Origin of the sequence: Devosia ginsengisoli (assembly GCF_007859655.1) — a bacterium.
GTDB classification, from domain to species: domain Bacteria; phylum Pseudomonadota; class Alphaproteobacteria; order Rhizobiales; family Devosiaceae; genus Devosia; species Devosia ginsengisoli.
This window is the reverse complement of record NZ_CP042304.1, coordinates 3,357,645-3,374,153: the sequence shown is the minus strand read 5'-3', so window position 1 is coordinate 3,374,153 and position 16,509 is coordinate 3,357,645. Positions and strand designations below refer to the sequence as shown.

The 16,509-nt window shown below is 64.2% G+C and carries 19 protein-coding genes; 13 read left to right on the top strand and 6 right to left on the bottom strand.

Annotated features, from left to right (window positions below; all coding sequences use genetic code 11):
* Positions 1 to 119: 119 nt before the first annotated feature.
* Together FPZ08_RS16545 and pabB are read right to left on the bottom strand one after the other, a co-directional pair.
* Positions 120 to 752, bottom strand: a complete 633-nt coding sequence (locus tag FPZ08_RS16545; protein ID WP_146291027.1) for a nicotinamidase — start codon at positions 750 to 752, stop codon at positions 120 to 122.
* On the bottom strand, positions 749 to 2,314 hold the full coding sequence (gene pabB, locus FPZ08_RS16540) for an aminodeoxychorismate synthase component I (protein ID WP_146291026.1): 1,566 nt from the start codon (positions 2,312 to 2,314) through the stop codon (positions 749 to 751). The genes FPZ08_RS16545 and pabB overlap by 4 nt, the downstream gene beginning before the upstream one ends.
* On the opposite strand from pabB, the gene FPZ08_RS22050 reads away from it, so the two are divergent.
* The 8 genes from FPZ08_RS22050 to FPZ08_RS16505 all read left to right on the top strand — a co-directional run bounded on the left by FPZ08_RS22050 (position 2,315) and on the right by FPZ08_RS16505 (position 9,836).
* Positions 2,315 to 2,470, top strand: a complete 156-nt coding sequence (locus FPZ08_RS22050; RefSeq protein WP_186767054.1) for a hypothetical protein — start codon at positions 2,315 to 2,317, stop codon at positions 2,468 to 2,470.
* Between the two features lie 407 nt (positions 2,471 to 2,877).
* Entirely contained in the window at positions 2,878 to 3,210 is a 333-nt protein-coding gene (locus tag FPZ08_RS16535; RefSeq protein ID WP_146291025.1) for a hypothetical protein, read from the top strand.
* A 90-nt stretch (positions 3,211 to 3,300) separates the two neighbouring features.
* Complete coding sequence (locus tag FPZ08_RS16530; protein ID WP_146291024.1) at positions 3,301 to 3,633, top strand: hypothetical protein; 333 nt, start codon at positions 3,301 to 3,303, stop codon at positions 3,631 to 3,633.
* A 214-nt stretch (positions 3,634 to 3,847) separates the two neighbouring features.
* A complete protein-coding gene (dnaK, locus tag FPZ08_RS16525) occupies positions 3,848 to 5,761 on the top strand; it encodes a molecular chaperone DnaK (protein WP_146291023.1) in 1,914 nt (637 codons plus the stop codon).
* A 105-nt stretch (positions 5,762 to 5,866) separates the two neighbouring features.
* Positions 5,867 to 6,463 carry a hypothetical protein gene (locus tag FPZ08_RS16520; RefSeq protein ID WP_146291022.1) on the top strand — a complete coding sequence of 199 codons (597 nt, stop codon included), beginning with the start codon at positions 5,867 to 5,869 and terminating at the stop codon, positions 6,461 to 6,463.
* A 131-nt stretch (positions 6,464 to 6,594) separates the two neighbouring features.
* Entirely contained in the window at positions 6,595 to 7,659 is a 1,065-nt protein-coding gene (locus tag FPZ08_RS16515; RefSeq protein ID WP_186767053.1) for an alpha/beta hydrolase, read from the top strand.
* 172 nt (positions 7,660 to 7,831) lie between these two features.
* A complete protein-coding gene (gene dnaJ, locus FPZ08_RS16510; RefSeq protein ID WP_146291020.1) occupies positions 7,832 to 8,971 on the top strand; it encodes a molecular chaperone DnaJ in 1,140 nt (379 codons plus the stop codon).
* A gap of 1 nt (position 8,972) precedes the next feature.
* Positions 8,973 to 9,836, top strand: a complete 864-nt coding sequence (locus FPZ08_RS16505; protein ID WP_146291019.1) for a glycosyltransferase family 8 protein — start codon at positions 8,973 to 8,975, stop codon at positions 9,834 to 9,836.
* Positions 9,837 to 9,976: 140 nt separating this feature from the next.
* Here FPZ08_RS16505 and FPZ08_RS16500 read toward each other — a convergent pair whose 3' ends face one another.
* A complete protein-coding gene (locus FPZ08_RS16500) occupies positions 9,977 to 10,384 on the bottom strand; it encodes a VOC family protein (protein ID WP_146291018.1) in 408 nt (135 codons plus the stop codon).
* 124 nt (positions 10,385 to 10,508) lie between these two features.
* Here FPZ08_RS16500 and FPZ08_RS16495 point away from each other — a divergent pair, with 124 nt between their 5' ends.
* From FPZ08_RS16495 to FPZ08_RS16480, 4 genes are all read left to right on the top strand, one after another.
* The gene (locus tag FPZ08_RS16495) at positions 10,509 to 11,054 is read left to right on the top strand and encodes an NADPH-dependent FMN reductase (RefSeq protein WP_146291017.1); all 546 of its coding nucleotides are present in this window, start codon (positions 10,509 to 10,511) and stop codon (positions 11,052 to 11,054) included.
* Between the two features lies 1 nt (position 11,055).
* Positions 11,056 to 11,661 carry a histidine phosphatase family protein gene (locus tag FPZ08_RS16490; protein WP_146291016.1) on the top strand — a complete coding sequence of 202 codons (606 nt, stop codon included), beginning with the start codon at positions 11,056 to 11,058 and terminating at the stop codon, positions 11,659 to 11,661.
* A gap of 196 nt (positions 11,662 to 11,857) precedes the next feature.
* Entirely contained in the window at positions 11,858 to 12,556 is a 699-nt protein-coding gene (pyrF, locus tag FPZ08_RS16485) for an orotidine-5'-phosphate decarboxylase (RefSeq protein WP_146291015.1), read from the top strand.
* Positions 12,553 to 13,326 carry a TIM barrel protein gene (locus tag FPZ08_RS16480; protein WP_146291014.1) on the top strand — a complete coding sequence of 258 codons (774 nt, stop codon included), beginning with the start codon at positions 12,553 to 12,555 and terminating at the stop codon, positions 13,324 to 13,326. Before pyrF ends, FPZ08_RS16480 begins: the two co-directional genes overlap by 4 nt.
* 175 nt (positions 13,327 to 13,501) lie before the next feature.
* On the opposite strand, the gene FPZ08_RS16475 is transcribed toward FPZ08_RS16480, so the two are convergent.
* Both FPZ08_RS16475 and FPZ08_RS16470 read right to left on the bottom strand, forming a co-directional pair.
* Entirely contained in the window at positions 13,502 to 14,506 is a 1,005-nt protein-coding gene (locus tag FPZ08_RS16475) for an adenosine kinase (RefSeq protein ID WP_146291013.1), read from the bottom strand.
* Between the two features lie 75 nt (positions 14,507 to 14,581).
* Positions 14,582 to 15,148 (bottom strand): TetR/AcrR family transcriptional regulator, encoded by a 567-nt coding sequence (locus FPZ08_RS16470; RefSeq protein WP_146291012.1) that lies wholly within the window; start codon positions 15,146 to 15,148, stop codon positions 14,582 to 14,584.
* 60 nt (positions 15,149 to 15,208) lie between these two features.
* Here FPZ08_RS16470 and FPZ08_RS16465 point away from each other — a divergent pair, with 60 nt between their 5' ends.
* On the top strand, positions 15,209 to 15,655 hold the full coding sequence (locus tag FPZ08_RS16465; RefSeq protein WP_146291011.1) for a DUF2214 family protein: 447 nt from the start codon (positions 15,209 to 15,211) through the stop codon (positions 15,653 to 15,655).
* A 172-nt stretch (positions 15,656 to 15,827) separates the two neighbouring features.
* Here FPZ08_RS16465 and nth read toward each other — a convergent pair whose 3' ends face one another.
* Positions 15,828 to 16,502, bottom strand: a complete 675-nt coding sequence (gene nth / locus FPZ08_RS16460; RefSeq protein WP_146291010.1) for an endonuclease III — start codon at positions 16,500 to 16,502, stop codon at positions 15,828 to 15,830.
* Between the last annotated feature and the right edge of the window lie 7 nt (positions 16,503 to 16,509).

Sequence of the window (16,509 nt, the reverse complement as noted above, 5' to 3'; positions counted from 1 at the left end):
TTCGAGGCTCGTGAAGAACTCGCACCTCACCATGAGGGCTGTTGATACACCGCGTTCAAAACAGCCTCATGGTGAGGCGGGAGCGTAGCGACCCTCGAACCACGAGGCGTGGCACTGAACTACCCCAGAATATCCTTGCTCATCACCCGCTCCACCCCCGCTTCCGCCATGTCGGCCCAAGCCTTGGCGAGGCTGCCTGCATTGTCGATGGCGCGCGTCGCGTCCTCGATGACGGTCACGTCGAAGCCACCGGCGGCGCCGTCTATGGCGGTCCAGCCGACGCAGAAGTCGGTGGCGAGGCCGACCACGTAGAGCCGGTCGACATCGCGTTCGTTCAGATAACCGGCGAGGCCGGTGAGGGTTTCGCGGTCGGCTTCCTGGAAGCCGGAATAGGAATCGATTGTCCTGACATAGCCCTTGCGGATGATGAGCTGGCCGTGGGGGATGTCGAGATCGGCGGAGAGTTCGGCGCCACGCGTATTCCACATGCAATGGTCGGGCCAGAGGACCTGGGTGCCATAGGGCAGGTCCACGGTTTCGAAGGGGTTCTTGCCGGGATGCTGGCTGGCGAAGGAGATGTGGTCTGCCGGGTGCCAGTCCTGGGTGAAGACGACATTGGTGAAGCGTTTGGCCAGCGTGTTGATCAGCGGCACGATCTCGTCGCCGCCGGATACGGCCAGGCTCCCGCCGGGCAGGAAATCATATTGCATGTCGACGACGACGAGGACGTCCTTGGGGGTGATTTCGATCATCGGCCGTCTCCTTCAAATTTCACCCATTCGGCGCGGATGAGGCCCCGCACGGAATTGCCGAGCCAGATTGCCTCAGCGGCTTCGAGATCGGCAAGGGTCAGGACCTGCTCTTCAGCCTTACCCGTGGCGAGAAGTTCGGCGCGCAGCGTGCCGGGGAGGAGGCCGGAGGATAAAGGCGGGGTGAGCAGCTTGCCGTCGCGCTCCACGAAGAGACTGGTGATCGAGCCTTCGGTGAGTTCGTCGCGCTCGTTGAGGAAGACGACTTCATCCACGCCGTGGCTGGCATGGGCGCGCTGGCGCGGCTCATCGTAGAAGGCCCTGGTGGTGGTCTTGTGCATGAGCCAGAGGCTTTGCGAATCGAGTTTTTCCGGGGCGATGGCAAAGCGGAAAACCGGCGGATTGGGCGGCAGGGGCACTGCGGTCACCGCGGGGCCAGAAGCGTCGAGCGTCAGGCGAACGCGCATGCGGGACTCGGGGAAGGGCTGGCTTTCGAGCAAGGCCTGGATGGCCGCGCGGTCGCAAGGCAGGCTGAACCAGGCTGATGAGGCGGCCAGGCGATCGAGGTGCCGGTCGAGCAGGTAATAGCCGTCCGCGCGGTCCCAGAGCAGGGTTTCGATCAGGGTGACCTTGCGGGCCGGTTCGGTGAAGAATGCCATTTTGAGCAGGGCCTCGCGATATTCGTCAGCGGCGACGCTGTCGGCGACAATGCCGCCGCCAATGCCGATTTCGCCATTGCCGGCATTGTCGATGACAGCGGTGCGGATGGCGACATTGAGGGTCAGGTCGCCATTGGGGGCGAAATGGCCGATGGAGCCGGTATAGACGCCGCGCGGACCGGCTTCGACAGAATGGATGATTTCCATGGCGCGCAGCTTGGGCGCACCGGTGATGGAGCCGCAGGGGAAGAGGTTGGCCAGAAGATCCGACGTGGTGACGCCGGGGCGGCGGCGGGCCACTATGCCCGAGGTCATGGTGTGGAGCGTCGAATAGGTTTCCACGGTGAAGAGATCCGTGACCTTGACCGAGCCGATTTCGGCGATGCGGCCGAGATCGTTGCGCAGCAGATCGACGATCATCAGGTTTTCGGCGCGGTTCTTTTCGTCGCCGGCCAAAGCGGCGCGGCCCGCCTGGTCTTCGGCGAGGGTGCGACCGCGCTTCAGCGTGCCCTTCATGGGGCGGGCGGCGAGCATGCCGTCGCGGCTGGAGACGAACAGTTCGGGCGAGCGGGAGAGAATCCACTGCTCCCCGGTATTGATCAGCGCGCCATAGGCGACGGGCTGCTTGCGCACCAGATCGCGATAAAGCGCCACGGGATCGCCCTCGAGGCGGAAGCCGGCCTTGAAGGTGAGGTTGACCTGATAGGTGTCACCAGCTGAGATCAGCGCCTTGACGGTGTCAAAGGCGTGGCCATAGGCGGCCTCATCCATGCGCGGGACGATATCGAGCGCTGCGCCGGTGCTGGTGCCGGCAAGGCGGGTTTCCACCTCGGCGGCGGTCAGGCGTTCGGGGGCATTGTAGAGGCCGAGCCAGAGCAGGGGCGTCGGGCCGGGCGGTGGCAGCAATTGCGCCAGCCGCTCCTCGAACAGGAAGCCCAGTTCATAGGCGAGGAAGCCGGCGGCATGGAGGCCGGCTTTATTGGCGGCTTCGAGCTGCTGCAGGGCGGAGCGGACCCCTACCGCATCATGGGCGACGAGACTATCGCGCGGGGCGGTGAATAACAGGTTCTCCCCCTGGGGGCGAGCGTGTCATGCAGCAGGACTGAGCCGGGGGCGAACATGCCAGCGCTTCTAGAGCATTTCGGGGGCGGGGTGGAACAGGGAAGTGATGGGATCGGGAGCCGGTGCGTGACTGAAGGCCCATCTGGCGCACCAGTAGCCCTCATGGTGAGCTTGTCGAACCACGAGGGCGTGGCATGGCGGCCTTCACTCGCGCAACCTCGTGGTTCGACAAGCTCACCATGAGGTCTCTGCGGCGGCGGAGAAGGAGAAACGCCCAACCGCCGAAGTAAACACCGGCCCCCGCAGCCTCGCCCGCCCCCATGAACAGGGGTTGGAGGGGGTGGGGGGCCGGGGCAGATTTCCCCGTCGGCCGCAGGATGCGAGGCCGGTCATCTGGGGACGCGCTTATGAAGACGATCATTGGGGGTGGCGTTGCCGCATTGGTGCTGCTGGGCAGCGCCTTGCCTGTGGCGGCCGAGGACATCTATTTCACGCTCTACAACGAGAGCAACCGCTCGCTGCACTATTTCTATGCCAGCCCGTCGGCCTCGACGCGCTGGGGGCCGGACCTGCTGCGCGGCGGGCATACCTTGCGGGCCGGTTACAACGGCACGGTCACCATCGCCGATGGTTCGACCGAGTGCTATTACGATTTCAAGTTCATCATGGCCGACCGCAGCGAGACGGTCGTGAACGACATCAATATCTGCGACCTGGGCAGCTATACGATCTACGACTGATCCAGACGACAGCCTCTGGCCAATTCGATCCGGCATGGTATGAAACCGTCCGGCTGGCGGCGATGTGCCGCCGGTTTGGGAGACTTTTTCATGACATCGAATCTCAGGGGCGGCCTTGCCGCCCTGGCGCTGCTGGCCGGCGCCATGCCGGCTGCCGCGCAGACCGTGGAATTCACGCTGATCAATAACAGCGCCCGCGCCCTGCATTATTTCTACACCTCGCCCAGCACCGATACCAACTGGGGCTATGACCTGCTCGGCGACGATGGCATCCTGGAATCGGGCTATCAGGGCACGGTGACGATCGGCGACGGTTCGGACCAGTGCGAATATGATTTCAAGTTCGTGATGGACGATTCCAGCGAAACGGTGATCAGCGGCGTCGATATCTGCTCGCTCAACGAATACACGATCTACGACTAGGCCGGCGCTCGTCCGTGGGGCACCGTTCCGGGTCAGGAGCGGTGCCGCTGCTTTTGGGGCAGGGAAGCGCTTGAAGCAACCGGGCCACCCCCCTATATAGCCAGCAAGCCCAGATACGGGCGTATTCCAATGCAAGGAACCCGGCCCTTGCGGCCGCGGGACTGCCTCGCGAGAGGGGTTCCACCATGGGTTTGCTGAAAGAGAGGCTAGAGTAATGGCTAAAGTCATCGGTATCGACCTGGGTACTACCAATAGCTGCGTCGCCGTCATGGATGGCGCCAATCCCAAGGTTATCGAAAACGCGGAAGGGGCGCGCACCACCCCCTCGATGGTCGCCTTTTCCAAGGATGGCGAACGTCTCGTGGGCCAGCCGGCCAAGCGCCAGGCGGTCACCAACCCCGAAAATACCCTGTTTGCCGTCAAGCGCCTGATCGGCCGTCGTTTCGACGACCAGGTCGTGGCCAAGGACAAGAACCTGGTGCCGTTCAAGATCGTCAAGGCCGACAATGGCGACGCCTGGGTCGAGGCATCGGGCGACAAGTATTCGCCGAGCCAGGTCTCGGCCATGATCCTGCAGAAGATGAAGGAAACCGCCGAATCCTACCTCGGCGAGACCGTCACGCAGGCTGTCATCACGGTTCCGGCCTATTTCAACGATTCTCAGCGCCAGGCCACCAAGGATGCGGGCAAGATTGCCGGCCTTGAGGTGCTGCGCATCATCAACGAGCCCACTGCGGCCGCTCTGGCCTATGGCCTCGACAAGAAGAATACCGGCACGATCGCGGTCTATGACCTGGGCGGCGGCACGTTCGATATCTCCATCCTCGAAATCGGCGATGGCGTGTTCGAGGTGAAGTCGACCAATGGCGACACGTTCCTCGGTGGCGAAGACTTCGACATGCGCCTGGTCGACTACCTGGCCGACGAGTTCAAGAAGGAGCAGGGCATCGACCTGCGCTCCGACAAGCTCGCTTTGCAGCGCCTCAAGGAAGCTGCGGAAAAGGCCAAGATCGAGCTCTCCAGCGCGACGCAGACCGAAATCAACCTGCCCTTCATCACCGCCGACGCCTCGGGCCCCAAGCACCTGACGCTCAAGCTCAGCCGCTCCAAGCTGGAATCGCTGGTCGATGACCTGATCAACCGCACCATCGAGCCCTGCAAGCAGGCGATGAAGGATGCCGGCGTGTCGGCCAGCCAGATCGACGAAGTCGTGCTGGTGGGTGGCATGAGCCGCATGCCCAAGGTGCAGGAAGCAGTGAAGCAGTTGTTCGGCAAGGAGCCGCACAAGGGCGTGAACCCGGACGAAGTCGTGGCGTTGGGCGCGGCCATCCAGGCCGGCGTGCTGCAGGGCGACGTCAAGGACGTGCTGCTGCTCGACGTGACCCCGCTGTCGCTGGGCATCGAAACGCTGGGCGGCGTGTTCACCCGGCTGATCGACCGCAACACGACGATCCCGACCAAGAAGAGCCAGACCTTCTCGACCGCCGAGGACAGCCAGAGCGCGGTGACTATTCGCGTGTTCCAGGGCGAACGCGAAATGGCCGCCAACAACAAGCTGCTGGGCAATTTCGACCTGACCGGCATTCCGCCCGCACCGCGTGGCGTGCCGCAGATTGAAGTGACCTTCGACATCGACGCCAACGGCATCGTGCAGGTTTCGGCCAAGGACAAGGGCACCGGCAAGGAGCAGCAGATCCGCATCCAGGCCTCGGGTGGCCTCAGCGATGCCGATATCGAGAAGATGGTCGCGGAAGCCGAGCAGAATGCCGAGGCCGACAAGAAGAAGCGCGAAGCCGTTGAAGCCAGGAACCAGGGCGAGAGCCTGATCCACTCGACCGAAAAGTCGCTGGGCGAATATGGCGACAAGGTCACGGCCGAGGACAAGACGGCCATCGAGACCGCGATCGCCGATCTCAAGGGCGTGCTCGAGAGCGAAGATGGCGATGCCATCAAGGAAAAGACCGACGCGCTGGCCCAGGCCTCGATGAAGCTGGGCGAGGCCATGTACAAGGCTAGCCAGGCGGAAGCCGAAGCCAAGGCCAATGGCACGGACGAAGATGGCGACGACGACGTGGTCGATGCCGACTTCGAAGAGGTCAAGGACGACGACGACAAGAAGTCGGCCTAACGCCCTTCTCATGAATGCAAGGGGTCCGGCGCGAGCCGGGCCCTTTTCGTTGTCCAGGGCATCGACTAGGATCGGCCAGCGCGACACCAACGCCACGGCCCCGCCTTGACCGACACGCCTACGCCGCCCCCATCGAGGCGCCGCATCGTCACCAGCTTCCTGGGCGGCGATCGCACGCCGATGTGGTTCACGCTGATCGTATTGCTGGCCGGTGCGGCCGGCACCTATTTCCTCGCCCCGCAGGTCAATGCCCAGTTCGAGGCACAGAAGCTGCGCACCGATTTCGTGGTGCGCAACTACAATGACCTGCGCGTCAAGATGGAGGATTTCCAAGGCCTCTATTCGGTGGTGGTGCAGAAACTGGTGACAGGGGAGCCGGTGCAGGACGAGGTGTTGCGCCTGCAGGAACTGGTGGCGCGGGTCGGCGCGCAGAACCTGGCGCTGCTACCCATGTTCACCGCCGAAGCCGGGCCCAAGGCGACGGCCGAGGTCAATGCGGCGATGAATGGCATGATCAATGTGATCTTTGCCAATGCCGGCAAGGTCATCGAGACCGACGAGCAGTTGGCCGCCTACCAGGCCGAGGTGATGGCGGCCACCAATGCGCTGGTGGTGCCGCTGCTCGAACTCTATGTGCGCATCGGCGAAGTGGGGCGGCTCAACCCGACCGAAAAGAATACCGAGCTCACACCGGGCAGTTGAGTTTCACGTGAATCAGCGCCCGCCGACGCACTCTCGGTAACAGGCTTCGCCGCAAAATGGGCTCAATCGCGCCCAACTCCCTCCCGCTTTTGGCTGTCCAAGAAGCAGTCACGAAAGCGCGAGGCCTCGCCATGTCCGAACCCCACAGCCACGAGCCGTCCAACAACCGGCAAGATGATTCCATCGGCCGCATTGCCGAGCTGATCGGCGGCGATCCGATGCAGCGGCTCGATGCCGACATGAAGCATGTGCTGGACCGGCTGGCCGATATGGGCGCACGACCGCTGGAATTGCTGTCGCCCGAAGTGGCGCGACGCCAGCCGCGGGCGGCCGAGGCGATCAGCGCCATTCTGGGCCGGCAGGGGCGCGAGCGGCCCGAGGATGGGGTCGAGGCGGAGGATATCACCATTACCGGGGCCGAGGGCGACCTGCCGGGGCGGGTCTATCGGCCGCTGGGCCTGCTGAGTCGGCTCAATCCGGTGGTGCTATATTTCCATGGTGGTGGCTTTGTTACCGGCGATCTCGACAGCCATGACGCTTCGGCGCGCGCCATTGCCCGGCGCACCGGGGCCATCGTGGTGTCGGTGGCCTATCGGCTGGCGCCCGAGCATCCGTTTCCGGCGGCGCATGATGACGCCTGGGCAGCGTGGCGCTGGCTGAACCAGCAGGTCAAGGCGCTGGCCGGCGACAAGAAGCGGCTGGCGCTGGCCGGCGAGGATGCCGGGGCGAACCTGGCCGCCCATGTGGCCTTGCGGGCGCGAGATGGGCGTGGCGCGCAGCCGGTGCACCAAGTGCTGATCCACCCCATTGCCGGCAATGACATGACCGCCGCCTCCTATGGTGAGACCCTGCGGGCGCGACCGGTCGGGCTGCCGGCGATGCGCTGGCGCTTCCGGCAGGTGTTTGCCGATGAAGCCGCATCGGGCGACGAACGCATCAATCTCGTGGCGCGCACGGACTGGGCTGGATTAGCGCCGACAACGATCGTGCTGGCCGGGATCGATCCGCTGCGCTCGGAAGGCGAAGCCTTGGCCGATGCGCTGGAACAGGCCGGTGTCGCGGTCAATTGCTGGACCTATGAGGGCGTGACGCAGGGCTTTTTTGGGTTGGGCCTGGTCGTCACCAAGGCGCTGTTCGCGCAATCGGACACGGCCGATGCGCTGGGCAAGGCCTTTGCACCGGCCCGGCACAGCTAAATCGACGGCACGTCAGGCAAGCACTTCTGTTGCCCCCCGGGCCTGTGCTTGATATGAGGCCATGAGTTACCGACCCCAGACCCCTTGCAGGGCGTGGGGTCGATTGCCATCTAGGGGCTAGATTTCGAGCGGGGCGCGCCTGTCGCGACCGGCTGCATCGGAGAACGGTTTTTTGTCCAAACGGGATTTCTACGAGGTGCTCGGCGTGCAGAAGGGCGCCGACGACGCGGCGCTGAAGAGCGCCTATCGCAAGCTGGCCATGCAGCACCATCCGGACCGCAACCCCGGCAATGCCGAGGCGGAAGCCAAGTTCAAGGAAATCAACGAGGCCTATGACACGCTCAAGGACGGCCAGAAACGGGCCGCCTATGACCGGTTCGGCCATGCTGCCTTCGAGAATGGCGGCGGACGCGGCGGCCCTGGCGGGTTCGGGCCGGAATTCACCTCGTCCATGTCCGATATCTTCGACGATATTTTCGGCGACTTCATGGGCGGCGGGCAACGCCGCGGCGGCGGTGGCGGGGCGGCCAAGCTGCGCGGTAGCGACCTGCGCTATAATCTGGAAATCAGCCTCGAAGAGAGCTTTGAGGGCCGCACCGTCGAAATCGACGTGCCGACCCTGGTGGGCTGTACCACCTGCGACGGCTCGGGCGCAAAGCCGGGCACCGGTACCCATACCTGCCGCCAGTGCAACGGCCATGGCAAGGTGCGCGCGGCGCAGGGGTTCTTTACCATCGAACGCACCTGCCCGGTCTGCCAGGGCCGCGGGCAGATGATGGACCAGCCCTGCACCGATTGCGGCGGCCAGGGCCGCCGGCAGGAAAACCGCAAGCTCAGCGTCGATATCCCCAAGGGGATCGAGGACGGCACGCGCATCCGCCTCGCCAATGAGGGCGAAGCCGGGTTGCGCGGCGGCCCGCCGGGCGATCTCTATATTTTCATCTCCATCCGCCCGCATGACCTGTTCCAGCGCGATGCCGCCGACCTTTATGCGCGCGTGCCCATCGCCATGACCACGGCGGCTTTGGGCGGAGAATTCGAAGTGCCGACGCTGGATGGCGCGCGGGCCAAGGTGAAGGTCGCGACCGGCACCCAGCCGGGGCAGCGCGTGCGGCTCAAGGGCAAGGGCATGCCGGTGCTGCGCAGCAAGGATGTGGGCGACCTCTATGTGCAGCTCGACATCGAAACGCCGCAGGCGCTGAGCCGGCGGCAGCGCGAATTGCTGGAAGAATTCGCCAAGCTCGAGACCGCGGAGAACAGCCCGACCTCGGGCGGCTTCTTCACCAAACTCAAGAAGATGTTCGAGGCCTGACGTGTCCCAGCAGATCGAGATCGTCATGGCGTTCGACGACGCCTTCTGGGCACCGACCTATGCCACGATGCGCTCGATCTGCCTGACGACGCCCCATCCCGAGCGGCTACGCTTCCACCTGCTGCACCGCACGCTGACGCCGGAGCATCACGCGGCGATTGCCGGCATCGGGCGGGATTATGGCGCCCAACTCGATTTCATCGATATCGATGCGCGCGGTATCCTGACCGACCGGATTGCAGGCTTTCCCAAGATCAAGCTGCGGCGGCTTAACCCCATCGTCTATGCGCGGCTGTTCCTGGGGGATCTGCTCGACCCTGACATTGCGCGGGTGCTCTATCTCGACAGCGATATCTTCGTGCGCACGGCGCTCGATCCGCTCTATGGCATGGACATGGCTGGCCATGCCATTGCCGCCGTGCTGCAGCCCGACCGCATGCATGTCATCGCCGGCAAGGACCTGCGCGCCCGCACCGCCTTTTCCATGGCGCAACCCTATTTCAATGCCGGGGTCATGCTGATCGACATGGCGCAATACCGCCAGATGGACTTTGCCGCCGAGCTGGCGCAGCTGCCGCCGGCCGAACTGGCGCTGTTCTACTACGACCAGGACATGATCAATTTCTGCTTCCAGGGCCGCATCATGGAAGTGGATCCGCGCTGGAACCTGCAGAATGCCGAACCGGCACATGAAGTGTTCAACCCGGCCATCGTGCATTACTCGGCCAATCCCAAGCCGTGGTTCGCCTGGTCGCGGGTGGCGTTCAAGCGCACCTATCGGCACCTGATGACCAATGAATATTACTACCGCTATCGCTGCGAGCGGATGGTGCGGCTGGTCCGGGGCTGGCTGAAGCTGGCGTGAGCGGCGCCTCTACCCACCGCGCCACCCTCGGGCTTGACCCGAGGGCTCTGTACTTACCAGACGCTCCGCAAGTGAAGAGCCCTCGGGTCAAGCCCGAGGGTGACTATCGCGTATGTGAAGCGCGCTGCGCCTGCCCCGCCTTATTCGCTCGGCATCTGGCTCATATCCATCCAGGTATATTCCCAGACATGGCCATCCGGATCGGCGACGGCGCGCCCATACATGAAGCCATAGTCCTGCGCGTCCCGAGTTTCCGTGCCGCCCGCCTTGATGGCTGCCCCGGCAATGGCGTCGACGGCTTCGCGGCTGTCACACGACAGCGCGTAGAGGGCACCCGTCGTGGTTTTCGGATCGGGAATGGGCTTGCTGGAAAATTCGGCGAACTTGTCGTGGGTCAGGGCCATCACGAAAATGGTGTCGCTGATGACGATACAAGCAGCGGTATCATCGGTGAATTGCGGATTATGGTCGAAGCCGAGCGCCTTGTAATAGGCCATGGAGGCAGCCAGGTCCCGGACCGGAAGGTTGACGAAGATCATGGTGGACATGGGGTTTTCCTCTACACTTAAGTCTTGTCTTAAGTGAATAAGGCATGACGGCGGGTCCGTCAATGCTCTTGCCACGACGAACCGGCCACGGCAATTTCGACAGGCAACCAGCACAGGATATAGAATGACCACCGCCCTCACGCTTTCCGGCTCCATCCGCACAGGCTCGCGCAACCGGATATTGCAGGATCACATGGGGCGCAAGCTCACCGCTGCAGGGGTCACGGTCAATGCCATCAGCCTGGCCGATTTCGACATGCCGATCTTCAACGAGGACCTGGAGCCCGACCATGTGCCCGAGGCAGCCGGTCGGCTGGCCGAGCTGTGGCGCAGCCATGATGCGGTCTTCATCGCCACGCCCGAATATAATGGCGGCTTGCCGCCCCTGCTGGTCAATGCGCTGGCCTGGCTGAGCCGGCAGCGGCCCAGCCCGTTCCGCCACCCGGTTATTGGCATTGGCGGGGTGAGCTCGGGCAAATACGGGACGATCTGGGCGCTGAGCCATTTGCGCGACAGCCTGTCCAAGGTGGGCGGGTTGGTGGCGCCGGGCCTGCTCGGCATCGGGCCGGACGAGGACGTGTTCGACGAGAATGGCGATTTCGTCGAGCCGGCCATTATCCGCAAGGTGGACCAGCTGGTGCACGATCTCATCCATATCAAGCGGGGCTGACATGAAGGCGCTTTACGTGACCCATCCGCAGGTGGTGATCGACCCCAATGTGCCGACGCCGCGCTGGGGGCTCAACGAAAAGGGCCTGGCGCGGGCGCGGGCCTTTGCCGCGCGTGGCGTGGTGCCCGATGGCGCGATGATCTTTGCCAGCGACGAGACCAAGGCGACGGATCTGGCCGGGGCCATAGCAGCGGCCATCGGCGCGGAAGTGATCGTCGATACCGCCATGGGCGAGAATGATCGCAGCAGCACCGGCTTCCTGGCCCCGGAACAGTTCGAGGCGACGGCTGACCGCTTCTTTGCCCAGCCGGACAGCAATATCGATGGCTGGGAAACCGCCCGCGACGCGCAGGAGCGGATCGTGGCGGCGGTGCGCCGGGCGCTGGAGACTGTGCCGGCCGGAACGCCGGCAGTATTCTGCGGGCATGGGGCGGTGGGGACCTTGCTCAAATGCTTCGTGGGCGGCCGTGTGATTGCCCGCGACGAGGACCAGCGCCGCATGGCCGATCCGGGCGGCGGCAATGCCTTTGTCTTCGACCTCGCGGCCATGCACCTGCATAGCGACTGGATGCCGATGGAGGCGCTGGCGCCGGGCTGGTTCGACTAGTGCCTCAAGACCTCATGGTGCCCCTTCGACAAGCTCAGGGTGTCGAACCACGAGGGCGTGTCTCAATCATGCCACGACCTCGTCCTTCGACAAGCTCAGGATGAGGTCTGCTGGATAGCCGTGGCTCTGCCGCAGCTTGCGAAGCGGCGGCTTTTGCTCTAACGCAGGTCCAATAGCGACATCGGAGGAAGACTCAATGGCAGGCCAATTGATCGTGGCCCTCGACGTTTCGTCACGCGGGCGCGCCGAGGAAATCGTGTCGCTGCTTGGTGACGCCGTGGATTTCTACAAGATCGGCTACCAGTGCTTCTATGGCGCCGACGGCTTCGCGCTGGGCAAGGACCTGCTCAAGGCGGGCAAGAAGGTCTTCTTCGATCTCAAGCTGCTCGATATCGACAATACGGTCGAGCAGGGCGTGGCGGCGATTGCCGAAAGCGGCGCCACCATGCTGACCGTGCATGCCTATCCGCAATGCATGCGGGCTTCCATGCGCGGCGCAGCCGGTTCGGACCTCTGCGTGCTGGGCGTATCGGTGCTGACCTCGATGGACGATGCCGACGTGGCGGAAGCCGGCTTTGCCCGCGACACGGCGGGGCTGGTGGCGCTGCGGGCGCAGCAGGCGCGCGATGCGGGCATTGGCGGGCTGGTGGCCTCGGCGCATGAAGCCGAAATGGTGCGCACCATCGTGGGCCCGAAAATGGCCATCGTCACGCCCGGCATTCGCCCGGCCGGCTCGGCTTTGGGCGACCAGAAGCGCGCCATGACGCCCGGCGATGCGCTGGCAGCCGGCGCGACGCATCTGGTAGTGGGCCGCCCTGTCATCGCGGCTGCCGATCCCGCCGCGGCGGCACGGTCCATCCTGGCCGAGATGAATACCGGCCTGCGCGTGGCATGATGCGGCTTTCCGCCTGTATCGAAATGCTGTTCGTTCCCGAGACGGCGGATGTCGCACAGCGTATCCGCCTCGCCAAGGAAGAGGGATTCGATCTGGTCGAATTCTGGCTCTGGTCCAACAAGGATCTTGACGCCATTGAAGGCGCGCTCAACGAGACCGGAGTCAAGCTGGCCGGCATCGTGGCCGAGCCCTTTGCCGAACTGACGCGCGAAACCGACCATGACCGGTTCCTGGCCGGACTGGAAAAGAGCCGCGACGTGGCTTTGCGCTTGGGTGCGCCGGTGCTGATCTGCCAGTCGGGGCCGCTGCTCGATGGCGTGGACCACGCCCGCCAGCATGACGCGCTGGTGAGTGCCATGGCGCGGTCGGCGGAAGTGCTGGCCGGGTCGGGCGTGAAGCTGGGGCTGGAGCCGCTCAATGACCGGGTCGATCATCCCGGCTATTACCTCACCAGCAGCGCCGAGGGCTTCGATATTGTCGACAAGGTGGATCGGCCGGAAATCGGCATCACCTATGATCTCTATCATTCCATGGTGATGGGCGAAGACCCCGAAGTGGTCGCCGCCGGACATCTGAACCGCATCGTCCATGTGCATGTCGCCGACCATCCGGGGCGCAACCAGCCGGGCAGCGGGGTGCTGCCGCTGAGGCAGAAGCTCGATTGGCTGCTGGGGCAGGGCTATGACGGCGCCGTGGGGCTGGAGTTCAAGCCGACGGGGACGACGGCGGATGCGCTGCGGCAGATGCGGGGGAGCCTGGGGCTCCACTAGCCTCGGCGTTCTTGACCCCACCCCACCCTCTATCCCTCCCCATCAAGGGGAGGGAGGCGCTAGATCGACCTTCAAGGGATCATCTCGGATATTTATCGATCACCGGCCGGGCTTCCCTCCCCCTTGTGGGGAGGGAGTGAGGGTGGGGGTGAGTCACGCTCGCTAACGGCTGGAATTACCCCACCAGCCCGTGCTCGGCCGTCAGATCCTGCAGATCCAACTGCGGCCGTGCGCCGATGTGGGAAATGACTTCGCTCGCCGCCAGGCACCCGGTCTTGAGCGCCGATTCGAGCGTTTGGCCACGCGCCATGCCGAGCAAAAACCCCGAGGCGAAGAGGTCGCCGGCGCCGGTGGCGTCGACCACCTTGTCGACGGGGAAGGCGGGGACCGAGGTCACTTCGCCATTATAGATGGCCATGGCGCCATCGGCGCCCATGGTGATGGCGGCCAGTTCGGTATCCTTGGCCACCTGGCGCACCGCTTCGCCCAGATCGTCGGTTTCGTAGAGCGATTTCAGCTCGTGCACATTGGCGAAGACGTAATCGATGGTCTTGGAGCGCATCAGGTCGAGGAATTCGGCGCGGTAGCGATCGACGCAGAAGGGGTCGCTGAGGGTGAAGGCGGCGGCGCGCTCGTTCTTGTGGGCATAGTGCGCGGCCAGCACGAAGGCCTTCTTGGCCTCCACCGGGTCCCACAAAAAACCTTCCATATAGGTGATGGCGGCGGCGCCGATCTCGTCGGGCTTGATATCCTGCTCGGTGAGCTGGTGGCAGGCGCCGAGATAGGTGTTCATGGTGCGCTCGCCATCTTCACTGAGGAAGATCATCGAGCGGGCGGTGAGGGCGCCGTTCTTGAGGCGGGAGGTGGCGTAATGCACGCCGATGGCGTCGAGATCGCTTTCGAACACGTCGCCCAGCGGATCATCGGCCACCTTGCCGACAAAGGCCGCGCGGCCGCCCAGGGAGGCGACACCCGCGGCGGTATTGGCGGCGCTGCCGCCCGAGATTTGCTGCCGGCCCAGCGGCATCTTGCCATAGAGGTCCTCGGCCCGATCGGTATCGATCAGGTGCATGATGCCCTCTTTCATGCCCTCCCGCTCGATGAAGCCCGTTTCCACCGGGGCGATGATATCGACAATGGCATTGCCGATGGTGAGGACGTCGAAGCGGGTCTGGGTCATCAGGGGTTCCGGCGCGAGAAAAGCCGTCAGCCGGTTTAGAGCAAGAGGGAAAGCTCGGCAACCTTCGAGACCGGTCTAGTGGCGCTCGATGATATCGCTGATCAACGCCTCGATATCCTCGCCGGCCTGCAGGGCAATCTGGCCGTCGAGCAGCAGCACGGCCAGGCCATGCACGCGGGCCCAGGCGGCCAGGGCGGTGACGCGGCTGGCGCGCGTATCGCCGCTGCCGCCGACATGGCGGAGCGTGGCGAAGGCCGCATCGGCGGCCATGCGCAGGCCGGGGCGATTGTCGCGCTTGAGCTGGGGCGAAAACATCAGCCGGAACAGAGCGGCATTGCGCAAAGCGAAGAGCACATAGGTCTTGCCCATGACCGAGAGCATGTCGGGCGGATTGGCTTCGGCCACATCTTCCATGGCGCGGGTGAAGCGCTGGTAGCCGGTGACGGCGAGCGCTTCGAGCAAAGCGGCTCTGTTATCGAAATGTCGGTATGGCGCTGCCGGGGACACGCCCACCGCCCGCGCCAGGTCGCGCAGGCCGAGCCCGGCTTCGCCATCACGTTCGAGGATAACCAAAGCAGCTTCGAGCAGGGCATTGCGCAGGTCGCCATGGTGATAGGGCGCGTTCGGAAGGGATGTTGACATTGCTTACTTCTGGGTAGATATATGTGAGCAGTGATAACATGACCCATTGAGGGCTCGCAAATGGATATCGACCTTATTCTCGCCAGCGCCCATCACCTCGTGGTGTTCGCTCTGGTCGGGCTGTTCGCCGCCGAATTCGCCATGCTGCGGCCGGGGCTGTCCGGCGCGCGCATCGGGCAATTGGCCAAGCTCGACGCGGCCTATGGCGGCGTGGCGACTCTGGTCATCGTGGTCGGCGTGCTGCGGGTGATTTTCGGCGCCATGGGCTGGGAATATTATGTGGGCAATTACGCCTTCTGGGCCAAGATGGCGGCTTTCCTCATCATGGGCCTGCTGACCGTGCCGCCGACACTGGCCATCCGCCGCTGGGCCAAGGCAGGGCAGGACCATGCCGTGCCGGCGGACGAGATTGCCGCGAGCCGGCGCTTCATCCACCTGCAGGCGGGCGTGCTGCTGCTGATTCCGATCTTTGCCGCGGCGATGGCGCGGGGGTATGGGGTGAGCTGAGGCGCCGGAGCGCGTTGCCCCACCCCACCCTCAATCCCTCCCCATCAAGGGGAGGGAGGCGCATGGGCGACGTCAGTGTTCCAATGCTTTTTCACCCACCGGACAGGCTTCCCTCCCCCTTGTGGGGAGGGAATGAGGGTGGGGGTGTCACAGGCACTGCTCCACCGAAACCTCACGCCCCCTTCGGCAGCGGCGTCTTGGGCTCAAACTGGCACCATTGGCGAATCGCGCAGCGCCAGCATTCGGGCTTGCGGGCCTTGCAGACATAGCGGCCATGCAGGATCAGCCAGTGATGGGCATGCAGCATATAGTGCGGCGGCACCACCTTGAGCAGCTTCTGTTCCACTTCGAGCGGCGTCTTGCCGGGGGCGAGGCCGGTGCGGTTGCCGACGCGGAACAGGTGGGTATCCACCGCGATGGTGGGCTGCTTGAACCAGATGTTGAGTACCACATTGGCCGTCTTGCGGCCGACGCCGGGCAGGGCTTCCAGCGCTTCGCGATCTTCCGGCACTTCGCCGCCATGCCTGTCGAGGAGAAGCTGGCTCAGCGCGAAGACGTTTTTCGCCTTGCCGCGATAGAGGCCAATGGTCTTGACCAGTTCGGTAATCTGCTCGACCCCCAAAGCCACCATGGCTGATGGCGAGGGGGCCAGTTCGAACAGGCGTTTGGTGGCCTTGTTGACCCCCGCATCGGTGGCCTGGGCCGACAGCACCACCGCGACCAGCAGGGTAAAGGCATTGAGATAGTCGAGCTCGCCCTTGGGCTCGGGCTCGATCTGGTGGAAGCGGGCGAAGATCGCCTCGACATCAGCCTTGGGAAGGGCCTTCACTTTTTTCGCCGCCGCCATTCTCTCG